At 70.1% G+C, this 24,151-nt stretch carries 18 protein-coding genes; 6 read left to right on the plus strand and 12 right to left on the minus strand.

The genetic code is table 11. The features are described from left to right. Positions 1–16 precede the first annotated feature (16 nt). The 4 genes from dinB to gatC form a co-directional block, all read right to left on the minus strand. On the minus strand, positions 17–1,276 hold the full coding sequence (gene dinB, locus M3190_RS10225) for a DNA polymerase IV (protein WP_251580969.1): 1,260 nt from the start codon (positions 1,274–1,276) through the stop codon (positions 17–19). A gap of 74 nt (positions 1,277–1,350) precedes the next feature. Beyond that, positions 1,351–2,868 (minus strand): Asp-tRNA(Asn)/Glu-tRNA(Gln) amidotransferase subunit GatB, encoded by a 1,518-nt coding sequence (gatB, locus tag M3190_RS10230; protein WP_251580972.1) that lies wholly within the window; start codon positions 2,866–2,868, stop codon positions 1,351–1,353. After that, complete coding sequence (gene gatA, locus M3190_RS10235) at positions 2,868–4,379, minus strand: Asp-tRNA(Asn)/Glu-tRNA(Gln) amidotransferase subunit GatA (protein WP_251580974.1); 1,512 nt, start codon at positions 4,377–4,379, stop codon at positions 2,868–2,870. The genes gatB and gatA overlap by 1 nt, the downstream gene beginning before the upstream one ends. Further along, positions 4,376–4,675 carry an Asp-tRNA(Asn)/Glu-tRNA(Gln) amidotransferase subunit GatC gene (gene gatC / locus M3190_RS10240; protein ID WP_251580976.1) on the minus strand — a complete coding sequence of 100 codons (300 nt, stop codon included), beginning with the start codon at positions 4,673–4,675 and terminating at the stop codon, positions 4,376–4,378. Before gatC ends, gatA begins: the two co-directional genes overlap by 4 nt. A 57-nt stretch (positions 4,676–4,732) precedes the next feature. Here gatC and M3190_RS10245 point away from each other — a divergent pair, with 57 nt between their 5' ends. Beyond that, on the plus strand, positions 4,733–6,433 hold the full coding sequence (locus M3190_RS10245) for a long-chain-fatty-acid--CoA ligase (RefSeq protein WP_251580978.1): 1,701 nt from the start codon (positions 4,733–4,735) through the stop codon (positions 6,431–6,433). A 3-nt stretch (positions 6,434–6,436) separates the two neighbouring features. Here the strand turns inward: M3190_RS10245 and ligA are convergent, their stop codons facing one another. Next, positions 6,437–8,761 carry an NAD-dependent DNA ligase LigA gene (gene ligA / locus M3190_RS10250; RefSeq protein ID WP_251580980.1) on the minus strand — a complete coding sequence of 775 codons (2,325 nt, stop codon included), beginning with the start codon at positions 8,759–8,761 and terminating at the stop codon, positions 6,437–6,439. After that, positions 8,734–9,426 carry a DUF4166 domain-containing protein gene (locus tag M3190_RS10255; protein WP_251580982.1) on the minus strand — a complete coding sequence of 231 codons (693 nt, stop codon included), beginning with the start codon at positions 9,424–9,426 and terminating at the stop codon, positions 8,734–8,736. The genes ligA and M3190_RS10255 overlap by 28 nt, the downstream gene beginning before the upstream one ends. A gap of 41 nt (positions 9,427–9,467) precedes the next feature. On the opposite strand from M3190_RS10255, the gene M3190_RS10260 reads away from it, so the two are divergent. After that, positions 9,468–10,484, plus strand: coding sequence for an epimerase (locus tag M3190_RS10260; protein WP_251580984.1), 1,017 nt, complete (start codon positions 9,468–9,470; stop codon positions 10,482–10,484). Here the strand turns inward: M3190_RS10260 and mnmA are convergent. Further along, complete coding sequence (gene mnmA / locus M3190_RS10265) at positions 10,441–11,538, minus strand: tRNA 2-thiouridine(34) synthase MnmA (protein WP_251580986.1); 1,098 nt, start codon at positions 11,536–11,538, stop codon at positions 10,441–10,443. The two genes, M3190_RS10260 and mnmA, sit on opposite strands and share 44 nt — an antisense overlap. A 9-nt stretch (positions 11,539–11,547) precedes the next feature. Beyond that, the gene (locus M3190_RS10270; protein ID WP_251580988.1) at positions 11,548–12,732 is read right to left on the minus strand and encodes a cysteine desulfurase family protein; all 1,185 of its coding nucleotides are present in this window, start codon (positions 12,730–12,732) and stop codon (positions 11,548–11,550) included. Positions 12,733–12,783: 51 nt separating this feature from the next. Here M3190_RS10270 and glgX point away from each other — a divergent pair, with 51 nt between their 5' ends. Genes glgX through glgB form a run of 3 tightly spaced genes read left to right on the plus strand, consistent with a single transcriptional unit; the run spans position 12,784 to position 19,141 of the window. Beyond that, positions 12,784–14,883, plus strand: a complete 2,100-nt coding sequence (glgX, locus tag M3190_RS10275; RefSeq protein ID WP_251580990.1) for a glycogen debranching protein GlgX — start codon at positions 12,784–12,786, stop codon at positions 14,881–14,883. 44 nt (positions 14,884–14,927) lie between these two features. Continuing rightward, positions 14,928–17,003, plus strand: a complete 2,076-nt coding sequence (locus M3190_RS10280) for an alpha-1,4-glucan--maltose-1-phosphate maltosyltransferase (RefSeq protein WP_251580992.1) — start codon at positions 14,928–14,930, stop codon at positions 17,001–17,003. Next, the gene (gene glgB / locus M3190_RS10285) at positions 17,000–19,141 is read left to right on the plus strand and encodes a 1,4-alpha-glucan branching protein GlgB (protein ID WP_251580994.1); all 2,142 of its coding nucleotides are present in this window, start codon (positions 17,000–17,002) and stop codon (positions 19,139–19,141) included. Before M3190_RS10280 ends, glgB begins: the two co-directional genes overlap by 4 nt. A gap of 39 nt (positions 19,142–19,180) precedes the next feature. Here glgB and M3190_RS10290 read toward each other — a convergent pair whose 3' ends face one another. Next, complete coding sequence (locus tag M3190_RS10290) at positions 19,181–20,116, minus strand: tetratricopeptide repeat protein (protein ID WP_251580996.1); 936 nt, start codon at positions 20,114–20,116, stop codon at positions 19,181–19,183. Beyond that, complete coding sequence (locus tag M3190_RS10295; protein WP_251580998.1) at positions 20,113–21,891, minus strand: glycosyl transferase; 1,779 nt, start codon at positions 21,889–21,891, stop codon at positions 20,113–20,115. Before M3190_RS10295 ends, M3190_RS10290 begins: the two co-directional genes overlap by 4 nt. A gap of 156 nt (positions 21,892–22,047) precedes the next feature. On the opposite strand from M3190_RS10295, the gene M3190_RS10300 reads away from it, so the two are divergent. After that, positions 22,048–23,121, plus strand: coding sequence for an AI-2E family transporter (locus tag M3190_RS10300; protein WP_251581262.1), 1,074 nt, complete (start codon positions 22,048–22,050; stop codon positions 23,119–23,121). Here the strand turns inward: M3190_RS10300 and M3190_RS10305 are convergent, their stop codons facing one another. Together M3190_RS10305 and M3190_RS10310 are read right to left on the minus strand one after the other, a co-directional pair. After that, a complete protein-coding gene (locus tag M3190_RS10305; protein ID WP_251581000.1) occupies positions 23,122–23,403 on the minus strand; it encodes a hypothetical protein in 282 nt (93 codons plus the stop codon). A 3-nt stretch (positions 23,404–23,406) separates the two neighbouring features. Then, positions 23,407–24,114, minus strand: a complete 708-nt coding sequence (locus tag M3190_RS10310) for a lytic transglycosylase domain-containing protein (protein WP_251581002.1) — start codon at positions 24,112–24,114, stop codon at positions 23,407–23,409. Positions 24,115–24,151: the final 37 nt, after the last annotated feature.

Below are 24,151 nucleotides of genomic sequence, written 5' to 3' on the forward strand. Positions count from 1 at the left end.
GCTTGCGTCCGGTCGATCACTGCTCCCGTGGCGGGCGCGGGTTCGTGGGCAGGGCGTTGACGTCGCGTCTCGGACCGAGGGTGCTCGCCCGTGTCACCGCCCCGCGTCCGAAGCGCGATCGTGCGTCGTCGAGCGCGGCATCCACCCGCCGCCACTCCGCGTCGTCGTCCCACAGCGCGAGGCCCCCGAAACCGTCGCCGGTGAGCCGCTCTCCTCGCACACCGATGAGTCGGACCGGTTGCACGAGGTCGATCTTCGAGAAGAGATCGAGCGCGACGTCGCCGATCCGCTGTCCGACGTTGGTCGGCTCGGGCACGCTGACCGAGCGCGACAATGTCGTGAAGTCGGAGAAGCGCACCTTGACCGCGATCGTCCGGGCCTCCCAGCCACCGGCTCGCAGACGGGACGCGACCCGGTCGGCGAGGCGCCGGAACTCGCTGCGGAGGGTGGCGACGTCGGACACGTCCTCGAGGAAGGTCTCCTCGTGCCCGACACTCTTCTCCGTGTGCTCGGTCTGAACGGATCGTGGATCGATGCCTCGAGCCAGCTGGAACACCCGTGCTCCCATCGCCCGGCCGAGCGCCCGGTCGAGGACGCTCCGAGGGCTGTTCAGGATGTCCGACACCATACGGATGCCGCGGGCCTCGAGGGCCTCCACCGCCTTGGGTCCGACGCCCCACAGCGCTCCCACCGGCCGTGCGGCGAGGAACGCCTGGGTGTCGGGTTCGCTGACGATGAGGAGGCCGTCGGGCTTCGAGACCGTGGAAGCGATCTTGGCGACGTGCTTCGTCGCGGCGACGCCGACGCTGCAGGTGAGCCCGGTCTCCTCGAGGACCCGACGGCGCACCATCCGGGCGATCTCCCCCGGGCTCCCCCACAGCCGCCGCGCGCCGCTGACGTCGAGGAACGCCTCGTCGATCGACAGCGGTTCGACCAGCGGCGTGATGTCGCGGAAGATCGACATGACCTTCTTCGAGAGTTCGGAGTAGCGCTCGAACCGGGGGACGACGACGATCGCTTGGGGACACAGCTGCAGCGCTCTCCCGACCGACATCGCGGACCGCACACCGAACCGCCGCGCCTCATAGGACGCGCTCGAGACGACGCCGCGCCCCTCCATCCCGCCGACGATGAGCGGTTTCCCAGCCAGCGACGGGTCGAAGAGGACCTCGACGGACGCGTAGAACGCGTCCATGTCGACGTGGAGGATGCGGGTACCGGTGTCGTCCGCGTCGTCCTGCGAGACGACGCGTCCCGTCCCGTCACCGCGTCCCATACCTCCATTGTCGACGATGCCGCCGACACCGCGCCCGGATCGGACGTCGGTGCGGCGGCATCATCGGACCGGGCTCAGGCCTGGCCGGCGCGCTCCAGGATCAGTTCCCGGACGCGTGCGGCATCCGCCTGGCCCTTCATCGCCTTCATGACGGCGCCGATCACGGCACCGGCGGCCTGGACCTTGCCGTCCTGGATCTTCGCGAGGACGTCGGGCTGGGCGGCGAGGGCCTCGTCGATCGCGGCGATCAACGCGCCGTCGTCCGACACGACCGCGAGCCCGCGGGCGTCGACGACCTCCTGCGGGGTCCCCTCCCCCGCGATGACACCCTCGAGAACCTGGCGCGCGAGCTTGTCGGTGAGCGTGCCGGCATCCACCAGCTTCTGGAGCTCGGCCACCGACTCCGGCGACACGAGAGCGGCGGGCTCGGCGCCCTGTGCGTTCGCGACGCGGGTGATCTCGCCCGTCCACCACTTGCGGGCGGATGCCGGTGAGGCGCCGGCGGCGATCGTCGCCTCCACCTCGGCGAGCAGGCCGCCGTTGGCGACGTCCTGGAACTCGAGGTCGGTGAAACCCCACTCCGTCTTCAGCCGCCGACGGTACACCGAAGGCGGTTCAGGGAGAGCAGCGCGCAGCTCCTCGATCAGCTCGGTGGACGGCTCGACCGGCAGGAGATCGGGCTCGGGGAAGTAGCGGTAGTCGTCGGCGTCCGACTTCGGACGGCCGGGCGACGTGCGGCCGGTGTCCTCGTGCCAGTGACGCGTCTCCTGCGTGATGGTGCCGCCGGCGGCGAGGATCGCTGCCTGACGCTGGATCTCGTACCGCACCGCACGCTCGACCGAGCGCATCGAGTTGACGTTCTTCGTCTCGGTGCGCGTGCCGAGCTTCTCCTGCCCACGCGGCCGCAGCGACACGTTCGCATCGCAGCGGAGGTTGCCGCGTTCCATGCGGGCCTCCGAGATGCCGAGCGAGCGCACGATGTCGCGGATCGCCGCGACGTAGGCCTTCGCGACCTCGGGCGCGCGGTGCTCCGCACCGAAGATCGGCTTCGTGACGATCTCGACGAGCGGCACGCCGGCGCGGTTGTAGTCGACGAGGGAGTACTCGGCGCCCTGGATGCGACCGGTCGACCCGCCCATGTGTGTGAGCTTGCCGGCATCCTCCTCCATGTGAGCGCGCTCGATCGGGATCTGGAAGACGTCGCCGCCCTCCAGCTCGATCTCGACGCTGCCCTCGAAGGCGATGGGCTCGTCGTACTGCGAGATCTGATAGTTCTTGCCGAGGTCCGGGTAGAAGTAGTTCTTCCGCGCGAAACGCGATGAGGGGGCGATCGAGCAGCCGAGGGCGAGGCCCAGACTGATCGAGTACCGCACGGCCGTCTCGTTGACGACGGGCAGCGACCCGGGCAGACCCATGTCGACGGGCGCGACCAGCGTGTTCGGCGCCGCGTCGTGGTTCGCCTCGTTGGCCGGGTTGCCGGCGGGCGAGAACATCTTCGTCTCGGTGTTGAGCTCGACGTGGACCTCGAAGCCGAGAACGGGCTCGAACAGCTCGAGTGCCTCGTCGAAGTCCATCAGCGCATCCTTGGCCATCAGCGGGCACCTCCGAGGATCGGGGCGCGGTCGAGGATCGGACCGCCCCAGCTGTCGACGAGCAGGGCTTCCAGTGCCGCGCCGACGCGGTAGAGACGAGCGTCTTTGCGCGCCGGGGCGACGAACTGGATGCCGACCGGAAGTCCGTCCTCGGCCGCGAGACCCGAGGGGATCGAGATCCCGGGGACGCCGGCGAGGTTCACCGGGATCGTCGTCACGTCGTTGAGGTACATCTGCAGCGGGTCGTCGAGCTGCTCGCCGAGCCGGAACGCCGTCGTCGGGGCGGACGGCGTAGCGATGACATCGACCTGTGCGAACGCCTGGTCGAAGTCGCGCTGGATGAGGGTGCGGACCTTCTGCGCACTGCCGTAGTAGGCGTCGTAGTAGCCCGCGGACAGCGCGTAGGTGCCGAGGATGACACGACGCTTGACCTCGTCGCCGAAGCCGGCGTCGCGGGTCGCGGCCATGACGTCCTCGACGGTGCCGCCGGGGACGTTCACGCGCATGCCGAAGCGGACCGAGTCGAATTTCGCCAGGTTGCTCGATGCCTCGGCCGGGAGGATCAGGTAATAGGCGGCGACACCGTACTCGAAGTGCGGTGCGCTCACCTCGACGATCTCGGCGCCGGCTGCCTCCATCGCCGCGAGCGACGCCCGGAACGACTCCGAGACACCGGCCTGGAATCCGCTGTCGTCGAGCTCGCGGATGACGCCGACCTTGAGGCCCTTAAGGACCTCGCCGGTCGCCCCTTCGCGCGCGGCGGCGGCGAAGGACGGCCACGCGTCGGTGAGAGACGTCGCGTCGTGCGGGTCGTGTCCGCCGATGACGTCGTGCAGGAGCGCCGAGTCGAGGACGGTACGCGACACGGGGCCGACCTGGTCGAGGCTCGAGGCCAGGGCGATGGCGCCGTAGCGGCTGACTCCGCCGTACGTGGGCTTCATGCCGACGGTGCCCGTCACGTGCGCGGGCTGGCGGATCGATCCGCCGGTGTCGGAACCGAGGGCGAGCGGCGCCTCGAAGGCCGCCACAGCCGCCGCCGACCCGCCGCCGGAGCCGCCGGGGATGCGATCGAGATCCCACGGATTGCGCGTGGGGCCATACGCGGAGTGCTCGGTGGACGATCCCATCGCGAACTCGTCCATGTTCGTCTTGCCGAGCGGGACGAGACCCGCGGCTCGGGAACGCGCGACGACGGTGGCGTCGTACGGCGACATGTACCCCTCGAGGATCTTCGACCCGCTCGTGGACGGCATGTCGGTCGTCACGAGGACGTCCTTGATGGCCAGTGGCACGCCGGCGAGTTCGCCGAGCTCCTCGCCGGCGGCGCGGCGACGGTCGATGTCCTGGGCGACCTCGATCGCGTGGTCGGAGACGTGGAGGAAGGCGTGCACGTCGCCGTCGACGGCGGCGATCCGGTCGAGATGGGCCTGTGTGGCCTCGACGCTCGAGAGCTCACCCGCGCGCAGCTGGGCGGCGAGATCGGCGGCGGTCAGCTTGAGGATGTCGCTCACTGCTCCTCCCCCAGGATCGCCGTCACGCGGAAGCGGCCGTCGGCGGCATCCGGTGCGTTCTGGAGCACTTCGTCGACCGTCAGCATGTCGCCGGGCACGTCGGGGCGGAACACGTTGCGGAGGGGGATCGGGTGGCTCGTCGCGGCGACCTCGGGAGTCGCGACCTCGGACACCTTGGCGATGTTGTCGACGATCGCATCGAGCTGACCGGTGAGACGCTCCACCTCCTCGTCGCTCAGCTGGATCCGGGCGAGCACGCCGAGATGGCGCACGAGATCGGGGGTGATTTCAGACACCCGGACAGTCTAGTTCGGGCCGCTCGCCCTCCCGAGCCCGCACCCTAGGCTGGGGACGTGACCGATTCGCTCTCCGCCGATCGCCCGTGGCTCTCCTCGTACGCTGAGGGCGTCCCTCTCGACCTGTCCCCGATCGACGGATCGTTGATGGACCTGCTGGACGAGTCCGCCCGCGATTACCCGGATGCCCCGGCGTTGCAGTTCTTCGGGCGCGAGACGACCTACGCCGCGCTGCACGACGCCGTGAACCGGGCCGCCGCGGGGTTGCGCGACCTGGGCGTGAAGAAGGGCGACCGCGTCGCGATCGTGCTGCCCAACTGCCCGCAGCACATCGTCGCGTTCTACGCCGTCCTGCGCCTGGGCGCGGTCGTCGTGGAGCACAATCCCCTGTACACACCGCGGGAGCTGCGGACTCAGTTCCAGGACCACGGCGCCCGCCACGCGATCGTGTGGGACAAGGTCGCGCCCACCGTGCAGGGCTTTCCGGCAGACCTCCAAGTCGATGCCCTCATCGCGGTGGACGTCACCCGAGCGCTGCCGCTGCACACGCGGCTCGCACTGCGGCTTCCGGTGAAGAAGGCGCGAGAAGCACGCGCGGCCCTGACGTCGCCCGCCCGCGGTGCGCTGTCGTGGGACGACCTCGTGAGGACGCCGGCACTGCCGGCATCCCACCCTGGTCCGCAGACTGACGACCTCGCGGTCCTGCAGTACACCTCGGGCACGACGGGCACACCGAAGGGCGCGATGCTGAGCCACCGCAACCTGCTGGCCAACGCCCGGCAGAGCCAGGCGTTCATCCCCGCGGTGCAGCGGGGCGACGGATGCGTCTTCTACGCCGTCCTGCCGATGTTTCACGCGTACGGGCTCACCCTGTGCCTCACCTTCGCGATGTCCATGGGAGCACGTCTCGTGCTGTTCCCGAAGTTCGACGCCGACATGGTGATCGACGCGATCAAGAAGCACCCGCCCACGGTCCTGCCCCTCGTCCCCCCGATCGCCGAGCGCCTGCTGGCACGGGCCCGCGAACGCGGGGCGTCGATCCGCGGCATCCGCATCGGCGTGTCCGGCGCGATGGCCCTCTCCCCTGCGCTGGTCGAACCGTTCGAGGAGGCGACCGGCGGGTATCTCATCGAGGGCTACGGGCTGAGCGAGTGCTCCCCCGTGCTGATGGTCAACCCACCGGCCGACAACCGGAAGGCGGGGACCATCGGCATTCCCATCCCTGGAACGGACGCACGAGTCGTCGACCCGGAGAACCCGTCCCGCATCCTCGGCGACGGCGAGCCGGGCGAGCTGGCCGTGCGCGGACCGCAGGTGTTCTCGGGGTACTACGGCAAGCCGGAGGAGACCGAGAAGGTGCTCGTCGACGGATGGTTCCACACCGGCGACATCGTCGAGCGCGACGCCGACGGATTCTTCCGGGTCGTCGACCGCCTCAAGGAGCTGATCGTCACCGGCGGATTCAACGTCTCGCCCTCCGAGGTGGAGGCCACCCTCCGGCAGCACCCTCTGGTGGCGGATGCCGCGGTGGTCGGGCTGCCCGATGCACACAGCGGCGAGCAGGTCGTCGCTGTGGTGATCCCCGCCCCCGGCGTCAGCGAGATCGACGTCGAAGACGTCCGCGCCTTCGCCCGCACGCGGCTGACCCCCTACAAGGTCCCGAAGCGGATCGAGACCGTGGATGAGCTCCCGCGCTCGCTCATCGGCAAAGTGTTGCGTCGGCAGGTGCGCGACGCGCTGCTCGCGAAGGGCGCCTGAGCCTCACTCCGCCGCCGGCGCCTCGCCCAGCGCGGCGGGTCCCTCGGTGACGAGGACGTGGAACTGGGCGGCGTCGATGATCCGGATGCCCAGGGCTTCCGCCTTCGCGAGCTTCGACCCGGCACCGGGTCCGGCAGCAACGAAGTCCGTCTTCTTGGAGACGCTCGACGCCGCCTTGCCGCCGGCCTGCATGATCGCCTCCTGCGCGCCCTCGCGGGTGTAGCCCTCGAGGGATCCCGTCGCGACGACCGTGACGCCCTCGAGCACACCGCCCGCCGCCGCGGCGGCGCCGGGACCGGGATGCCCGGGGGTCGACAGCCGCGCCCCCGCGGCCGTCCAGCGGTCCACGAGCTCGACGTGCCAGTCGAGGGAGAACCAGTCGGTGAGGGCGTCGGCGATGATGCCGCCGACACCGTCCACGGCGGCGAGCTCCTCCCGCGACGCGGCACGGATCGCATCGAGAGAGCCGAAGTACTGTGCGAGTGCGCGGGCGGCCACCGGACCGACGTGCCGGATGTTCAACGCGACGAGGAAGCGCCAGAGGTCCTTCGTCTTGGCCTTCTCGAGCTCGTCGATGAGGGTGAGCGCCTGCGCCGACGGCTGCGGTCCGGTGAGACCCTCCTTCTTCTCGGCGGCCGAGGGGTTTCGGCGGAACGGCGCGCGACGGACGACCTCTCCGGTGCTCTCGTCGACGCGCGGCTCTCCCGTCTCGGCGTCGCGGACGATCACCTCGATGGGAACAAGCCGGTCGACCGTCAGCTCGAAGAGCCCGGCTTCGGTGTCGAGCGCAGGCTGTTGCGGTGCCAGCGGCTGCGTCAGTGCCGCCGCCGTGACCTCGCCCAGCGCCTCGATGTCGAGCGCGCCACGCGAGCCGATGTGCTCGACGCGGCCCCTCACCTGGGCGGGACAGCCGCGCGTGTTGGGGCAGCGCAGGTCGATGTCGCCCTCCTTGGCGGGGGCGAGGGTCGACCCGCACTCCGGGCACGCGGTCGGCATGACGAATGCGCGCTCGCTCCCGTCGCGGAGTTCGGCGACCGGCCCCAGCACCTCGGGGATGACGTCTCCCGCCTTCCGGAGCACGATCATGTCCCCGATCAGCACGCCCTTGGCTTTGACGACCTCCTGGTTGTGCAGGGTCGCCTGGCGCACGACGCTGCCCGCGACGAGCGCCGGCTGCATCTGGGCGTACGGCGTCGCCCGGCCGGTCCGACCGACCGAGACGATGATGTCGAGAAGGCGGGTCTGCACCTCCTCGGGCGGGTACTTGTAGGCGATGGCCCAGCGCGGCGCACGGCTCGTCGCGCCCAGCTCGTCGTGGAGCGACAGCTCGTCGACCTTCACGACGATGCCGTCGAGTTCGTGCGCGACGGAGTGACGCTTCTCGCCATACTCGGCGACGAAGGCGAGGACACCGTCGATGTCGTCGAACGTCCGGGGGTAAGGGCTGACAGGCAGCCCCCACTCGGCCAGAAGGCCGTAGACCTCGCTCTGCGCCGCCACCGGCGGATCGGGCCACGCACCGATGCCGTGCACGTACATCCGCAGCGACGACAACCGCGCCTCGCCGGCTTCGAGTTCGAGCCCGGACTTCTTATCGAGCTGCTGCCGCAGACCGCCGCTGGCCGCGTTGCGGGGGTTGGCGAACGCCGGGAACCGACGGGCCGCGCTCTTCTGCGCCTTCTCCTCGTCGTAGCGCGGCCGGGAGGCGGCGTCCTCCACCACCCGGTCCCGCAGCCGCGCCTGCAGAGCGTTGAGCTCCTCGAAGGCGGCGACCGGGATGAACACCTCGCCACGCACCTCGACGAGAGCCGGATGTCCCTCCCCCGACAGTCGCTCGGGGATGCCGGAGACGCGCACCGCGTTGACGGTGACGTCCTCGCCGATCCGACCGTCGCCGCGGGTCGCAGCGGAGGTCAGCACACCGTTCTCGTACCGGAGCGAGATGGCGAGCCCGTCGATCTTGAGCTCCGTCAGCCACCGCACCTTCCGCCCCGCCGCCGCCTCGGCTTTGGCGCACCACTCGCGCAGTTCCTCGGGAGAGAAGACGTTGTCGAGGCTCAGCATCCGCTCGGCGTGCTCCACCGGCGCGAACATCGACGATTCGGCGGCACCCACCGTCTGCGTCGGCGAGTCCTGCCCCTGCAGCTCCGGGTGCGCGCGCTCGAGGGCCTCGAGACGGTGCATCCACTCGTCGTAGGTCGCATCGTCGACGAGGCCCACGTCGCCGCCGTAGTACGCCTCACGCGCACCGAGGATCTTCTCGGTCAGGCGAGCCGCCTCTTCGCGGGCCTCATCGAGCGTCAGTTCGGGGAGTTCTGCGTCAGCCACATCGACAGTGTAGGGAGGCCCGGCGACACCGCCGGGCCGCTGTCGCTCTCGCGCACGATGCGGTAGGCGAACGTCCCGGAGTAGCGGAACACCTCGCCCACCAGCGGCATCCGGAGCCGGACATCCACCCCCTGCCGGCCTCCCCCGGCGTCCGACTCGCGGACCTCGACCCCGGCGAGCGGAGGGAGCGGGACCCGGATGCCGCGGACCCACCAGGCCAGTCGCCGCGAGCGCAGCACCATGCCCCGCGGTGTCGCACTCGCCGACAGCCTGACCTCGAGACCACCGCGTCGGCCCAGCCGCTCGACGATCGCGCCCCTGTCCGCCCGCATCGTGTCCCGCATGACCCGCGTCACACGCGGGAATCCGAACCACCGGGTCCCTTCGAGCGAACCGTCGGGGCCGATCCGGTTCTCGACCACGAACGGCACGTCGCGGCCGCCTTCGGGGAAGAGCACATCGTGCCGCGCGGACCAGCGCAGCAGGGCACCGGCGACGCGACGATAGCGCGACCCCACCACCGAGTAGACCCCCTCGCCCACGCCGACGTGGCCGTCGGGGATCGCACCGAAGTACCGGCGCAGTACCGGAGGGAGGGTCTCCACCTCGGCCCCGAGGACACGCTCGTAGACGGAGAGGGCAGCATCCCGCTCGCCGGAGGTCATCTCGGCAATCTACCCGGGCCGCTGTCCGGTAGCGTCGAGGCATGCCCCGCCCCCGTGCCGTCGTCGCCGGTGCCGGCGGGTTCATCGGCCAGGCCCTGGTCTCCGCACTGGCGGGCGACGGGTACGACGTCGTCACGGTCGGACGCACCGCCCCTGTCGGCTGGGACGACCCCGGCTCGCTCGCACGCGCGGTCGACGGTGCGGACCTGCTCGTGAACCTCGCGGGAAAGTCGGTCGACTGCCGGTACACCGACCGCAATCGCGACGAGATCCTCCGTTCGCGCGTCGACACCACGCGCGCACTGCGGGAAGCGGTGACCGCAGCATCCACCCCGCCGCGGCTCTGGATCAACGCCTCGACCGCGACGATCTACCGTCACGCGATGGACCGTCCGAACACCGAGTCGGACGGCGCGCTCGGGCAGGGCTTCTCCGTCGACGTGGCGCGGTCCTGGGAGCGCGTGTTCTTCGCGGGAGACCTGCCGCACACCCGGCGGGTCGCGCTGCGTCTGGCGATCGTCGTCGGCGACGGACCCGCCACCCGCCTGCTGCTGACGCTCGCCCGCACCGGGCTCGGCGGCGCGCAGCACGACGGGTGGGTGCCGCCCCACCGCCGGTACCGGGGAATCGGCGACGAACCCACAGGCGGACGGCCTCCCTGGTATCGCACCCGAGGTTGGCAACGTTTCAGCTGGGTCCACATCGACGACGTGCTGAGCGCGGTCCGCTTCCTCATCGAACGGGAGGACATCGCCGGGGTCGTGAACGTGGCGGTGCCGGAGGCATCCGACAACCGCCGCCTCATGCGCACCCTGCGCCACGTGGTCGGGATGCCGGTGGGCCTTCCGTCGGCGCGTTGGATGCTCGAGATCGCGATGTGGGTGCTCCGGACCGAGCCGGAACTGATCCTCAAGAGCCGGTGGGTCGCACCGGCCAGGCTGCTCGACGCCGGATTCCGGTTCGCGCACACGGATCTGCGCGCCGCGCTCGACGGGGTCGAACGCGAGCGACGACTCAGACGGTCTGCGGGACGGCCGAGACGGTCCGCGCGATCGTGAACTGCCCGATGACCCGGGTCCGGTCGTACAGCACCGCCGTCTGACCGGGCGCGACGCCATCGAACGGTGCGTCGGGGACGACGGTGATCGAGCCGTCCGCGACGGTCGCGCGGGCGGGGACGGGTTCGGCGTGGGCGCGGATCTGCACGTCGCAGGCGAATGCGCCCTCTGCGGGCGGGCGTCCGGCCCAGCTGTGACGCTCTCCCGAGATCTCGGCCGTCGCGAGGGCCTCCTTGGGACCCACCACGACGGTGTTGGAGACGGGCCGCACCTCGAGGACGAACCTCGGCTTGCCGTCCGCAGCAGGGATGCCGAGCTGCAGCCCCCGACGCTGACCGACGGTGAACGCGTGGGCACCTTCGTGACGTCCGACGATCGTGCCGTCGCGGTCCACGACGTCGCCCTGTTCGGCACCGACCTTCTCGGCGAGCCATCCGCGGGTGTCGCCGTCGGGAATGAAGCAGATGTCGTGGCTGTCGGGCTTCTGCGCGACGGTCAGCCCGCGCTCCGCCGCCTCGGCACGCACGACCGCCTTGGACGGCGTGGTCCCGAGCGGGAAGTAGGTGTGCGCGAGTTGCTCGGCCGTGAGCACGCCGAGCACATACGACTGATCCTTCGCCTCGTCCGACGCGCGGTGAAGCTCGCGGCCGTCCGGCCCGTCGACGAGAGTCGCGTAATGGCCGGTGCAGACGGCGTCGAAGCCGAGCTCCAGGGCGCGTTCGAGGAGCGCTGCGAACTTGATCTTCTCGTTGCAGCGCATGCACGGGTTGGGTGTGCGACCCGCCCGGTACTCGCTGACGAAGTCGTCGATGACGTCGTCGCGGAAGCGCTCCGAGAAGTCCCAGACGTAGAAGGGGATGCCGAGCAGGTCCGCCGCCCGTCGGGCGTCGAGCGCGTCTTCGATCGTGCAGCAGCCTCGGCTCCCGGTGCGCAGCGTGCCACCGGCGCGCGAGAGAGCGAGGTGGACGCCGACGACGTCGTGCCCCGCCTCGACGGCGCGAGCCGCGGCGACGGCCGAGTCCACCCCACCGCTCATGGCTGCAAGTACGCGCATCGTTCCAGTCTACGAGCGTGCTGCCGCGCGGGCGCTGGATGCCGCCGCCCGACGGTACGCCTCAGGGAGTGCCGCGATGAAGGCATCGACGTCCGCGTCCGTCGTGGGACGCCCCAGGGTGACCCGCAGGACCGAACGCGCTTCCCGGTCGGTGCGGCCGAGGGCGAGCACGACGTGGCTCGGCTCGGCGACCCCCGCCTGACACGCCGATCCGGTGGAGACCTGCACGCCGGCGGAGTCGAGCAGGAAGAGGAGCGTCTCGCCGAGCGCGTCGGGGAACAGGAGGTGCAGGTGACCCGGCAGCCGCCGATCGGGCGAGCCGAGCAGACGCACCTGAGGCGCGACGGCGTGGACACCGGCCCGCAGACGTTCGGACAGCAGATGCAGTCGCACCGTCTCGGCATCCCGCTCCGCGGCGGTCAGTTCCAGCGCGACGGCGAGCGCGGCGGCACCCGCGACGTCCGGCGTCCCCGAACGGAGTCCCCGCTGCTGCCCTCCGCCATGGAGGACCGCGCCCATGCGGGCGTGACGGGAGACCACGAGGGCGCCGGTACCGACCGGTGCGCCGACCTTGTGTCCCGCCACACTCAGCGCGATGAGTCCGCCGCGGCCCGCACCTGGCCCGCGCAGCGTGGCGAAGTCGAGCGCGACATGGGCGATCGCGCCCACCGCGTCCAGATGCAGGGGGACATCCGCGGCCGCGGCGGATGCGCTCAGGGCGGTGACGTCCGATACGGTCCCGACCTCGTTGTTCGCGACGAGGGCCGTCGCGAGGGCTGCGCCGGGCAGTGCCGCCTCGAACGCTGCGACGTCGATCGCCGCGCTCTCGTCGATCGGCACGGGTCGCACCTCTGCGCCCTGGGCAGAGGCCAGCCACGCGACCGTGTCGAGGGTCGCGTGATGCTCCCCGTCGGGCAGGACGACCGCAGCCCGCTCCGGGTCGCGCGCCCACCAGGACCCCTTGAGCGCGAGGTTCACCGACTCCGTGCCACCCGAGGTCAGCACCACCTCGATCGGGTCGCACCCGAGCACGGCCGCGATCCGTTCGCGCGCGTCTTCGAGCACCCGTCTGGCCGCCTGGCCCGCGCCGTGCACCGACGACGCGTTCCCGGTGACCTCGGAGGCAGCGAGCCAAGCGTCGCGCGCCTCGGGCCGCAACGGAGTGGATGCCGCGTGGTCGAGATAGACCGCCATCACCCTCCGCCTGCCGCTGACCTACATCGCCTGGTTACTACTGTAGGACGCATGACCTCCGCTCCGGCCGGCCCGACGACCGCGGCGTCCGACACCCCCACCGCGGGGCTGCTCTCGGACGTGTACGACGACCTCGGCGTGCGCCTGCACGACGGCGGCGGGACGCTCCGTGTCTGGTCGGAGCACGCGACGGAACTCGAGCTCGTCGTCTTCGACGACGACGACCCCGACTGGATCGTCGACACCGTTCCGCTGACCGCCGTGGGCGGGGGCGTGTGGGAGGCGACGACGCCCGCGTTGCGGGTGGGGGTGACCTACAGCGTGCGGGTCGACGGGCCGCACGGACCCGGGATGACCTTCAACCCGGCCACGCTCCTCATCGACCCCTACGCGCGCGGGCTGTCCTCCCCCGGCATCCATTCATGGCGTTCGGTCGTGGTCGACGAGTGCTTCGACTGGGGGGACGTGCGCACGCCGGCGACCCCGCTCGATCGCACCGTCGTGTACGAGGCGCACGTCAGAGGACTGACGAAGCGGCATCCGGGCGTCCCCGCAGCGCTGCACGGCACGTATGCGGGCGTGGCGCACCCGGCGATGATCGAGCACTACCGGAGCCTGGGAGTCACGGCGATCGAGCTGCTTCCCATCCATGCGTTCGCGAGCGAGCCCCGCCTGCTGCAGCTGGGCTTGACGAACTACTGGGGCTACAACTCGGTCGGCTTCTTTGCGCCGCACGCGGCGTACGCGACGGCCACGGCGCAGGCCGAGGGGCCGACCTCCGTCCTGCGCGAACTCAAGGGGATGGTGAAGCTGCTGCACGCGGCCGGCATCGAGGTCATCCTCGACGTCGTCTTCAATCACACCTCGGAACAGGGTCTCGGTGAGCCGCGGTCGAGCTTCCGCGGCCTCGACAACCGCTCGTACTACCGGCAGGCGCAGGACGGCACCTACATCGACGTGACCGGCTGCGGCAACTCGCTCGACACCTCGACGGATGCTGCGGCCCGACTCGTCCTGGATTCGCTGCGCTATTGGGCGAACGACGTGCAGATCGACGGCTTCCGGTTCGACCTGGCGCCCGTCCTCGGTCGGGACCGTGCGCACACCTTCACGCCGGAGCATCCGCTCCTGCAGGCGATCATCGAGGACCCGGCGCTCGAGGGCGTCAAGATGATCGCCGAGCCCTGGGACGTGGGCATGGGCGGATGGCAGACGGGCGGATTCGGGCCCGGGTGGAGCGAGTGGAACGACCGCTACCGGGATCGTGTGCGCAATTTCTGGCTGAGCGACATCGACTACTCCCGACGCGCGGACATCACCCCCGTCGGCATCGGCGGATTCGCGACCCGACTGGCCGGCTCGGCGAACACCTTCAGCTCGGAACGTGGTCCCCTCGCGAGCGTCAACTTCGTCACGGCGCACGACGGCTTCACACTCCACGACCTGGTGTCGTACGACTCGAAGCGCAACGACGCCAACGGCGAGCACGGGCGCGACGGCGCCGACACCAATCGGTCGTTCAATCACGGGTTCGAGGGACCCACCGACGACGAGGGCGTCCTCGCCGCGCGCCGGAGAGCCATGCGCAACCTCCTCGGCACCCTTCTGCTGTCCGCGGGTGTCCCGATGCTGACGGCCGGCGACGAGACGGGACGCACGCAGAACGGCAACAACAACGCGTACTGCCACGACTCGGCTCTCACCTGGTACGACTGGTCGCTGCAGCCCTGGCAGGAGGACCTCCGTGCCCACGTCGAGGTGCTCACCCGCATCCGCCGCGAGAACCCGGCGCTGCGACCGGTCCGATTCGCGCACGCGGAGAAGACGGTCCCCGGGGCGTCCGTCATCGACTGGTACGACGAGGGCGGGCACACGATGTCGGTCGAGCAATGGACCGACCCTTCCCACCGGACACTGCAGTACGACGCCCGCTCGACCCCGGAGAACGAGGCGGCCAACCGGACCCTGCTGGTCGTCCACGGCCGTGAGAGCGACCTGGACATCACCCTGCCGTCGCTCGAGGGGATCACCCGGTTCGTCCCGCTGTGGTCCAGCGTCGACGAGCGACCGCAGAGTGATGCCGTCCCGCTCTCCCCCGGCGACGGGTTCACGGCGACGGGGCCGTCAATGTACCTGTTCCGGGCCGAGTGATCCAGGCCGTTTCGAGCCTCGTCCGCCACCGGTAGGTTCGGAACGTGGCCACACAGATCTCCCCCGCTTCCGTCCGCAGCTCCGCAGAGATCCCGGTCCGGCCGGTGAAGGCGTCCAGGAAGGACGCCGGCATCCGCAACGGCCGCATCCCGATCGCCTCCCATCGACCGAGCGTGCCCGGCGGGCGATTCGCCCCGACCGCCTTCGTGGGCGAGGCCGTGCCCTTCACGGTCGCCGCCTTCCGCGAGGGGCACGATCGCATCGGCGTGCATCTGCGATTGACCGCACCGTCGGGAGCCGTCACCCTCCACCGGTTGACACCCCTGGACGACGGGTTCGACACGTGGCGTGTCGTGGTCGCTCCCCTCGAGCAGGGCACGTGGAAGTTCCGCTTCGAGACCTTCGGTGACGACTACGCGACCTGGCGGCACGCCGCAGAGCTGAAGATCGCCGCCGGCGTCGATCCGATCCTGATGCGCGAGATGGGCGCCCGACTGTTCGAGCGGGCCGCCGCCGAGAAGACGCGTCCTGCGGACGAGCGCACTGCGCTGACGACAGCTGCACAGGCGCTGCGGGATGACGCGGTGGACGACGCCGCCGCACTGATCGTCGTCCGCGATCCAGGACTGGCCCGTGCCTTCGCCGATCGTCCGGCGACGTCCCTGCACACCCTGCACGAGGAGAACACGCTGCTCGTCGAGCGCGAACGTGCCGGCGTCGGAGCCTGGTACGAGTTCTTCCCGCGTTCCGAGGGTGCCGTCCGTCTCCCGGACGGGGGCGTGCGGAGCGGCACCTTCCGCACCGCGATCGACAGGCTGCCGGCTGTCGCCGACATGGGGTTCGACGTCGTCTACCTCCCGCCGATCCATCCGATCGGCGAGGTCAACCGCAAGGGTCCGAACAACACGCTCGAGGCGGGCCCGGGCGACCCCGGCTCCCCCTGGGCCATCGGTTCCGCCGACGGCGGGCACGACACCGTCCACCCCGACCTCGGCACGCTCGAGGACTTCCGCGCGTTCGTGGACGCCGCGAACAGGCTCGGGCTCGAGATCGCCTTGGATCTCGCCCTTCAGGCCGCACCCGACCACCCGTGGGTGACCGAGCACCCGGAGTGGTTCACGACCCTCCCCGACGGGTCGATCGCGTTCGCGGAGAACCCGCCGAAGAAGTACCAGGACATCTATCCCATCAACTTCGACAACGACCCGGTGGGCATTCGAGCGGAGGTGCTGCGCATCGTGCAGCACTGGATCCGTCAGGGTGTGCGCATCTTCCGCGTCGACAACCCGCACACGAAACCGCTGCAGTTCTGGGAGTGGCTCATCCGCACAGTGAACGCGGAGCACCCGGACGTGGTCTTCCTGGCGGAGGCCTTCACCCGCCCGATTCCGATGCGAGCGCTCGCGCAGAGCGGCTTCCAGCAGAGCTACTCCTACTTCACCTGGCGCAACACGAAGACCGAGCTCGAGGAGTTCTTCGCGTCCATCTCGGATGAGACGGCCGACTTCATGCGGCCGAACCTCTTCGTGAACACCCCCGACATCCTCACCGAGTACCTGCAGTTCGGAGGTCGCCCGGCGTACCGCATCCGCGCCGCTCTCGCGGCGACAGCGGGGGCGAACTACGGGGTCTACGCGGGCTACGAGCTCTACGAGAACGTCGCCCGCCCCGGCTCCGAGGAGAACATCGACAACGAGAAGTACGAGTACAAGTTCCGCGACTGGACCGCGGCCGAGGCCGCGGGCGATTCGCTGGCGCCCTACCTGCGGCGACTGAACGAGATCCGCCGGGCCCACCCCGCGCTGCGTCAGCTGCGTGGACTGCACCTGCAGGGCGCCGACGATGACGCGATCCTCGCGTACGTGAAGCACCTCCCGGGTGCGCTGTCCGCCTCCGGCGCATCCGACACGATCATCGTGGTGGCGAACGTCGACCCGCACTCGACGCGCGAGACCACCGTCCACGTGGACTCGCAGATCTGGGGTCTGCCACGCGGGCACGACTACGACGTCGAGGACCTCATCACCGGGGCGCACTGGACGTGGAACGAACACAACTACGTCCGACTCGACGCGTTCGCCGAACCTGTCCACATCCTCCACGTGAAGGCACGCTCATGACCCGTCCCGCTGACTCGATCCTGGATGCCGTGGGTGCCGGCGCCTACCATGCGCCGCACGACATCCTCGGCCCGCACGCCGAGGGCGACCACTGGGCGATCCGGGCACGCCGCCCCTTCGCGCAGACCGTGACCGCTGTCCTCGCCGACGGCACGCGCGTCGAGCTCGAGCACCTCCACGCGGGCGTATGGGAGGGATCCGCTGCGGCGCAGCCGACCGCCTACGACATCGTCGCCACCTACGAAGGCGCCCCCGACTACCGCGTCGACGACCCCTACCGTCACCTGCCGACACTCGGCGAGGTGGATCTGCACCTCATCCGCGAAGGTCGTCACGAGCAGTTGTGGACGGTCCTGGGCGCGCATGTGCGCCACTACGACGCCGTCAGCGGCGTCTCGTTCGCCGTGTGGGCTCCCAACGCCCGGGCCGTCCGCGTCGTCGGGGATCTGAACGGCTGGGACGGGACGCAGCACGCCATGCGCTCGCTCGGTTCCAGCGGCGTCTGGGAACTCTTCGTCCCGGGCATCGGTGTGGGCTCGGCCTACAAGTTCGAGATCCTCACGGCTGCAGGGCACTGGGTCATGAAGGCGGACCCGATGGCCCGTCGTGCCGAAGTGCCGCCGGCGACGGCATCCGTCGTCACCGACAGCGAGTACACGTGGTCCGACGATGAGTGGATCGCCGCCCGCGCGTCGGGCTCCGTGCACGACAAGCCGATGACGACGTACGAGCTGCACCTGGGATCATGGCGTCCCGGTCTCGGCTATCGCGAGGCCGCCGACGAGCTCGTCGAGTACGTCGGAGCTCAGGGCTTCACGCATGTCGAGTTCCTGCCCCTGGCCGAGCACCCCTTCGGCGGGTCCTGGGGCTACCAGGTCACGGGCTACTACGCCCCGACGAGCCGGTTCGGCACCCCCGACGACCTGCGCTACCTCATCGACCGCCTCCACCAGGCCGGCATCGGCGTCATCATGGACTGGGTCCCTGGGCACTTCCCCAAGGACGAGTTCGCCCTCGCCCGGTTCGACGGGGCTCCGCTGTACGAGCACCCGGACCCCCGCCGCGGCGAGCACCGCGACTGGGGCACCTACATCTTCGACTACGGCCGCAACGAGGTCCGGAACTTCCTCGTCGCGAACGCCCTCTACTGGTTCGAGGAATTCCACGTCGACGGTCTGCGGGTCGACGCCGTGGCCTCGATGCTCTATCTGGACTACTCCCGCGAAGAGGGGCAGTGGGAGCCCAACATCCACGGCGGCCGCGAGAACCTGGAGGCGATCCGCTTCCTGCAGGAGGTGAACGCGACCGCGTACAAGCGGCATCCCGGCATCGCGATGATCGCCGAGGAGTCGACGAGCTTCCCCGGTGTGACCGCTTCGACCAGTCAGGGCGGGCTCGGCTTCGGGTTCAAATGGAACATGGGGTGGATGAACGACTCCCTGGTCTACATGGGCCGCGACCCGCTGTACCGGTCGCACCACGAGGGCGAGCTCTCGTTCTCGTTCGTCTACGCGTTCAGTGAGAACTTCGTCCTGCCGATCAGCCACGACGAGGTCGTGCACGGCAAGGGGTCGCTGTTCACCCGGATGCCGGGCGATCACTGGCAGCAGCTCGCCAACATGCGTGCGTTCCTCGCGTACATGTGGGGGCACCCGGGCAAGCAGCTCCTGTTCATGGGGCAGGAGTTCGGTCAGATGTCGGAGTGGTCCGAGGGTCGCGGCCTCGACTGGTGGATGCTGGACCAGCCCGCTCACCAGCAGTTGCAGCACTTCGTCGCCGCGCTCAACCACACGTATCGGGATGAGGCCCCCCTGTGGTCGCGCGACAGTGACGGGGCGGCCTTCTCCCGCGTGTGGCCGCACACGCCCGACAGCAGCGTCCTGGGCTTCGCACGGCGCGACCACGACGGCGGCACCGTCGTCGTCCTGTGCAACTTCGCGGGGGCTCCCCGTCACGACGTGCGGGTGACACTGCCCGAGACGGGTGCCTGGGCGGAGATCCTCAACAGCGACGCGCAGGAGTTCGGCGGGTCCGGTGTCGGCAATTTCGGCGGGGTGACGACGGATGCCGACGGCACCGCCACCCTCGTGCTGCCGCCGCTCGGCGTGCTCTGGCTCCGCCACCGTCACGGCGACTGACGTTCCGGGTCCGGGCTGCGGCCCGGACCCGGAAGGGCGTCAGAACAGCAGGCTGGCGAGCCGGCCGCGGGCGCGGATGACCCGCGGGTCGGCGTCCCCGACGACGCCGAAGAGCTCCAGGAGTCGTTCCCGGACGGGGGCGCGCTCCTCCGACGGAAGCGCCGCGAAGAGGTCGAGCAGGCGGCCGAATGCGTCGTCGACGTGGCCTCCGGCGAGGTCCAGATCGGCGACGGCGAACTGTGCGTCGACGTCCCGCGGGCCGGCCGCGGCCGCAGCCCTGGCCGCGGCGAGGTCGAGGTGCTGCACACGCGAGAGCAGGTGCACCTGCGCGAGGCCCGCCTTCGCGTCCTCGTCGCGGGGGTTCTCGCTCAGCGCCTGCTCGTACGCACGCGCGGCGGCGTCGTAATCGCCCGCTTCGATGGCGTCGAAAGCAGCCTGGTGCAGCGGCGGGAGGGCCGGAGCCGACGCCTCGCCGTCCGTCTCGGCGCCCTCGACGGGCACCGTACCGGTCACGCCGTGCTGTGCGGCCAACTGGAGCAGCTGCGTGAAGACCTCGCGAACCTGAGCCTCGGGCACCGCCCCCGTGAAGAGCTGGACGGGCTGCCCGGCGACGAGCGCGACGACGAGCGGGATGGACTGCGCGCGGAAGCTCTGAGCCAGCTGCGGGTTCGCGTCCACGTCCACCTTGGCGAGCACGAGGCGTCCGCCGAGCTCGTCGACGAGCTTCTCGAGGATCGGGCTCAGCTGCTTGCAGGGACCGCACCACTCCGCCCACAGGTCGACGACCACGGGAACGGTCCGAGAGAGCTCGAGGACCTGTCCGAAATCAGCATCCGTGACGTCGAAGACCAGACGGGATGCGGGGGGCTGTCCGGCCGCGGGTGCGCCTGCGTCGGGCGGGGCGGTCGGCCGGTTGCGGAGGGACGAGAGGTCGACGGCGCCGCGCAGGACGGCTCCGGGTGCGGGGGTGCTCACTCTTTTTCAACCACCTTGGCGTCGAGGACGTTGGAACGGGATGCGAGCAGCTGGATCTTGTCGTTGGACCCTTGAGCGGGGACGAAGAAGTACAGCTGATCGGTGTAGCGGGTCTGGAACCCGGTGCTCGATTGCGAGACGCCGGACAGGGCCTTCACAACGACGTTCTCCCCCAGTTTGATGACGGCGTCGTCGTTGGTCGGTACGGCGGTCTCGTTCTCCGTCACAGTGACGGCGACGATGGCGCCGCTGTCGAGGGTCACGAGCGACAACGGCTCCGAGTCGCCCGGTTCGGCGAGGAACGACACCCGGCCGGTCTCCTCGCCCGTCTCGTTGAACTTCTTGAGCACCGCCGCGCGGTTCTCGGCGACGAGAGAACGGAACGTGTCCGTCTCCTTGTCGAACAGGGCGGCGTACTCGCTCTTGTCCCCCTTGTCCAGGACGTCCGCGTAAGCGGCGGCCAGATTCTCGGGGGGCATGAGGAGGAAGGGCGAATTGGGCTCGACGGCGACGGCGCCCACGTACTCCGCGGCGAGGTTCATCGTGGCGTCGGCGCGGAGGCTGGAGATGTAGGCGACCTTGTACTCGGCCCACGGGTCGCTCTGCGTCGCGGTCACCACCGTGGCGACGCCGTCCGCGTCCTCGACGACCGCCATGAACATGCGCGGCCAATCGTTCTTCGCCTGCGGCAGGAGCGCCGTCATCTTCCCGGCCGGGATGGCCGGCAGCGCGTCCGCGTCGGGGAGCTCGGTGCGAAGCCGGTAGTTGGTCTCCCGCTCCACAAGCGCCGGCCCCGTGAGGCGTTCCGCCGCCGCCTTCGGGTCCTTCGCCTCATCCGCGGCGGCGACCTGCTCGGCGATCCTGCCGAGGATCCGCTCGGCCTGCGTCTTCGTGACCGCGGGTGCGCCCTGCCCTTCCGGGACGATGACGGATGCCGTGGGCGACGGGGTCGCGTCGGGCTGAAGGTCCGGCCACGCGTCCGGCGAGCATCCGGTCAGGGCGATCCCTCCGACCAGGAGCGCGGAGATCGCCACCAGGGACCGCCGACCGCGTCCGAGACGGCGACGGGCCGGAGCTGCGGCGATCACGCCCTTGTCCGCTTCCTCGACCGACAGGTCGATCGGCTGCGTGGCCGTGATCGGAAGGCCCTTCCGCCGCGGACCCCGGGAGCGACGAACGTGACGCAGCGCGAGGACGTACAGCACGAGGCCGACGACCGCCATGAGGATGCCGCCCGCCAAGAGCGGCCCCGCCCACGGCGTCGTGACCCCGGTGGGCCAGGTGATGCTCATCGCCGCGGGAGCGGCTGACGTCCCGTCGGAGGCGACCAGCACGCTCATGTCATCCGGCAGACGAAGCGTCGTGGCGAGGGAGCCGTCCTGCTCGAACTCGTCCAGCCAGAGATCGGAGCCGGCGGGAGCTGCCGTCGGCGAGCCGTCCTCGACGGGCGCGGTCGCCGCCACGTCCTCGGAGACCGCCTGCCCCTCCGCGCCCAGCGTCACGTGGACGTACTCGGTGGGGGCCAGCCACGCCGTGACGTCCTGCGTCCTGGCGTAGGCGGCGAAGACCGGTCCGTCGCCGTCGACCCGGAGCGTCTGCGCGCCCGCGCGGCTCGCGAGGACAGCGCCGTCGATGAGGACGAAGGGAGCGTCGGCATCCGTGGTGATCGTCGTCGTCTCCGTCGCGGGTGCCTCGAGGATCGTGCGCTGGGCGACGCCTGCACCGATCATCAGCGTGGCAAGTACGAAGGCGATGATCGCCCACACGAATCTCACGAACCGTCGCCCTCCTCCAGCCGGCATCGGGGTGCGCGGCCGATCATTCGACATTCCAGCCTAGCGAACGGTGCTGGCAAACGCGTGGGAGGGCGTCGCTCCCGCATCGAGCACCGTCCGCGAACTAGGGTGAGTGCAGACCTGGGAAAGGGCATCGTGAAGATCCAGCATCCGTTCCGCACTGCGCTGATCGCCACGCTCGGCGTGGGTGTCGGCATCCTCATCCTCACCGGTGTGCAGACCCTTTCGACCGTGCTCCTCTACATCGGCACGGCGCTGTTCCTGGCCCTGGGCCTCGATCCGGTCGTCTCCTTCTTCGAGCGACGCGGGCTACCGCGCTGGGGCGCTCTGCTGGCGACGTTCGCGGCCCTGCTGGCCGTGGCGACGGCACTCGTGCTCATCGTCGTACCCGTCCTCGTCGATCAGATCGCGAAGCTCGTCCAGCAGATCCAGAAATTGGTGGAGAGCGCCATCGACCAGGAATGGAATCCGGTGACCGTCGCGCGCGACTGGTTGTCGCACACCTTCCCGCTCCTGCAGGTCGACATGGTGCTCGGCTACGTCAACGACTGGTGGAACGGACTCGACTTCGCGGACATCGGCGCCTCGCTGGGCACGGGCCTGCTGTCCTTCGGCGCAGGCATCGTGGCGACGGCCACGGGCACGATCATCGTGCTCATCCTGACCATCTACTTCACCGCCTCGATGCGCTCCCTCAAGCGCTCGGTCTATCAACTCGCGCCGGCCTCCAAGCGGGAGCGGTTCGTCAACCTCTCCGAGCAGATCACGGCGTCCGTCGGCTATTACGTGATGGGCCAGGTCGTGCTCGGGGCGATCAACGGCATCCTCAGCGCGATCTTCCTGACCATCATCAAGGCGCCGTTCCCCGCCGTGCTGGCGGTGATTGCGTTCTTCTTCTCGCTGATACCGCTCGTGGGGACCCTGACGGGGTCGGCCATCATCGTGCTCGCCTGTCTCGGTCTGGCGTCGCCGCTCACGGCCCTCGTCGCGCTCATCTGGTACCTCGTCTACATGCAGCTCGAGGCCTACTTCCTCTCGCCGAGGATCATGAGCCGTGCGGTATCGGTACCCGGCGCGGTCGTCGTCATCGCGGCGCTCGCCGGCGGGTCACTGCTCGGCCTGCTCGGAGCGCTCATCGCCATCCCGGTCGCGGCGAGCGTCCTGATCATCTATCGCCAGGTGCTGATCCCCCGCCAGAACGAACTCTGATCAGGCGATCCGCCAGCACGCGGTGTGCCAATGGCGCCGCGCGGCGAGATCGGCGGCATCCCCCAGCACACCGTCGGCACGCCAGACGACGACGTGGGCCGTGCCGGCCGGAACCGTGCGACCGCATCCCGGACAGACGTAGTCCTTCTGCGCTTGCTGCGCGGACACCGGCTGCACCGTCCATTCCACGCCCCGCCGTTGCTCGGTGCGCTTCCAGCCGGCGAGCAGACGGTCGAAGGAGGCGTCAGGGGCGCTGGGCTTGCGCCGGTTGGACCGCGGCACGAGTCAGTACCAGCCCGAACGCTGCGACTTCCCCCACGCACCGCAGGGAGTCCCGTAGCGACCCTGGATGTACCCCAGGCCCCACGTGATCTGCGTGGCGGCATTCGTCTCCCAGTCCGAACCGACCGAGGACATCTTGCGTCCAGGCAGAGCCTGCGGGATGCCGTACGCACCGCTCGAGGCGTTGTAGGCATTCACTCGCCAGCCGGATTCCTTCTTCCACAGTGCGACGAGGCACGCGAACTCGGAATCTCCCCAGCCCCGGGCCGTCACCATGTCGTACGCGATGGCCTGCGCGCTCCCGGGGTTCGGGGACACGAACGGCGGCGACCAGGATGAGGAACGCGTCGAGGCCGACGACCGACTCTGCGTCGGCGTGGGGGTGGGAGTCGGGGTGACGTAGACCGTGTACTCGCTCGCGCGCTCCAACTCGACGGCTGGTGCGTCACCCGCCTGATACCGCTGCGCATCCTGCACGGCCGACGCGTACAGGGACAGCGGGTCGAGTTCGGTCGCCTCGGCAGGGTTCGGGAAGGAGACGAGCGGCACCAAGGTCGCACCGACGAAACCCGCGGTGGCCAGCACCGAGAACGCGGCCAGCACGCCGCGGCGGCGGGACCATCGGGCGGCACGGGCCGACCGCCGGGAGCGTCGGACGGATCGCGTCGCGACGCCGGCGCGCGATGGAAGGATCTCGTTGCCGGTGGTCACAGTGTCCCGATCATATCGACGTCGCGAAACACTCGCC

The organism is Microbacterium oleivorans, assembly GCF_023715745.1.
GTDB lineage: Bacteria > Actinomycetota > Actinomycetes > Actinomycetales > Microbacteriaceae > Microbacterium > Microbacterium oleivorans_D.

Coding starts and splice junctions, on each gene's coding strand:
- dinB (WP_251580969.1), bottom strand. CDS start 1,276: ATGGGACGCGGTGACGGGACGGGACGCGTCGTCTCGCAGGACGACGCG.
- gatB (WP_251580972.1), bottom strand. CDS start 2,868: ATGGCCAAGGATGCGCTGATGGACTTCGACGAGGCACTCGAGCTGTTC.
- M3190_RS10255 (WP_251580982.1), bottom strand. CDS start 9,426: ATGACCTCCGGCGAGCGGGATGCTGCCCTCTCCGTCTACGAGCGTGTC.
- M3190_RS10260 (WP_251580984.1), top strand. CDS start 9,468: ATGCCCCGCCCCCGTGCCGTCGTCGCCGGTGCCGGCGGGTTCATCGGC.
- mnmA (WP_251580986.1), bottom strand. CDS start 11,538: ATGCGCGTACTTGCAGCCATGAGCGGTGGGGTGGACTCGGCCGTCGCC.
- M3190_RS10270 (WP_251580988.1), bottom strand. CDS start 12,732: ATGGCGGTCTATCTCGACCACGCGGCATCCACTCCGTTGCGGCCCGAG.
- glgX (WP_251580990.1), top strand. CDS start 12,784: ATGACCTCCGCTCCGGCCGGCCCGACGACCGCGGCGTCCGACACCCCC.
- glgB (WP_251580994.1), top strand. CDS start 17,000: ATGACCCGTCCCGCTGACTCGATCCTGGATGCCGTGGGTGCCGGCGCC.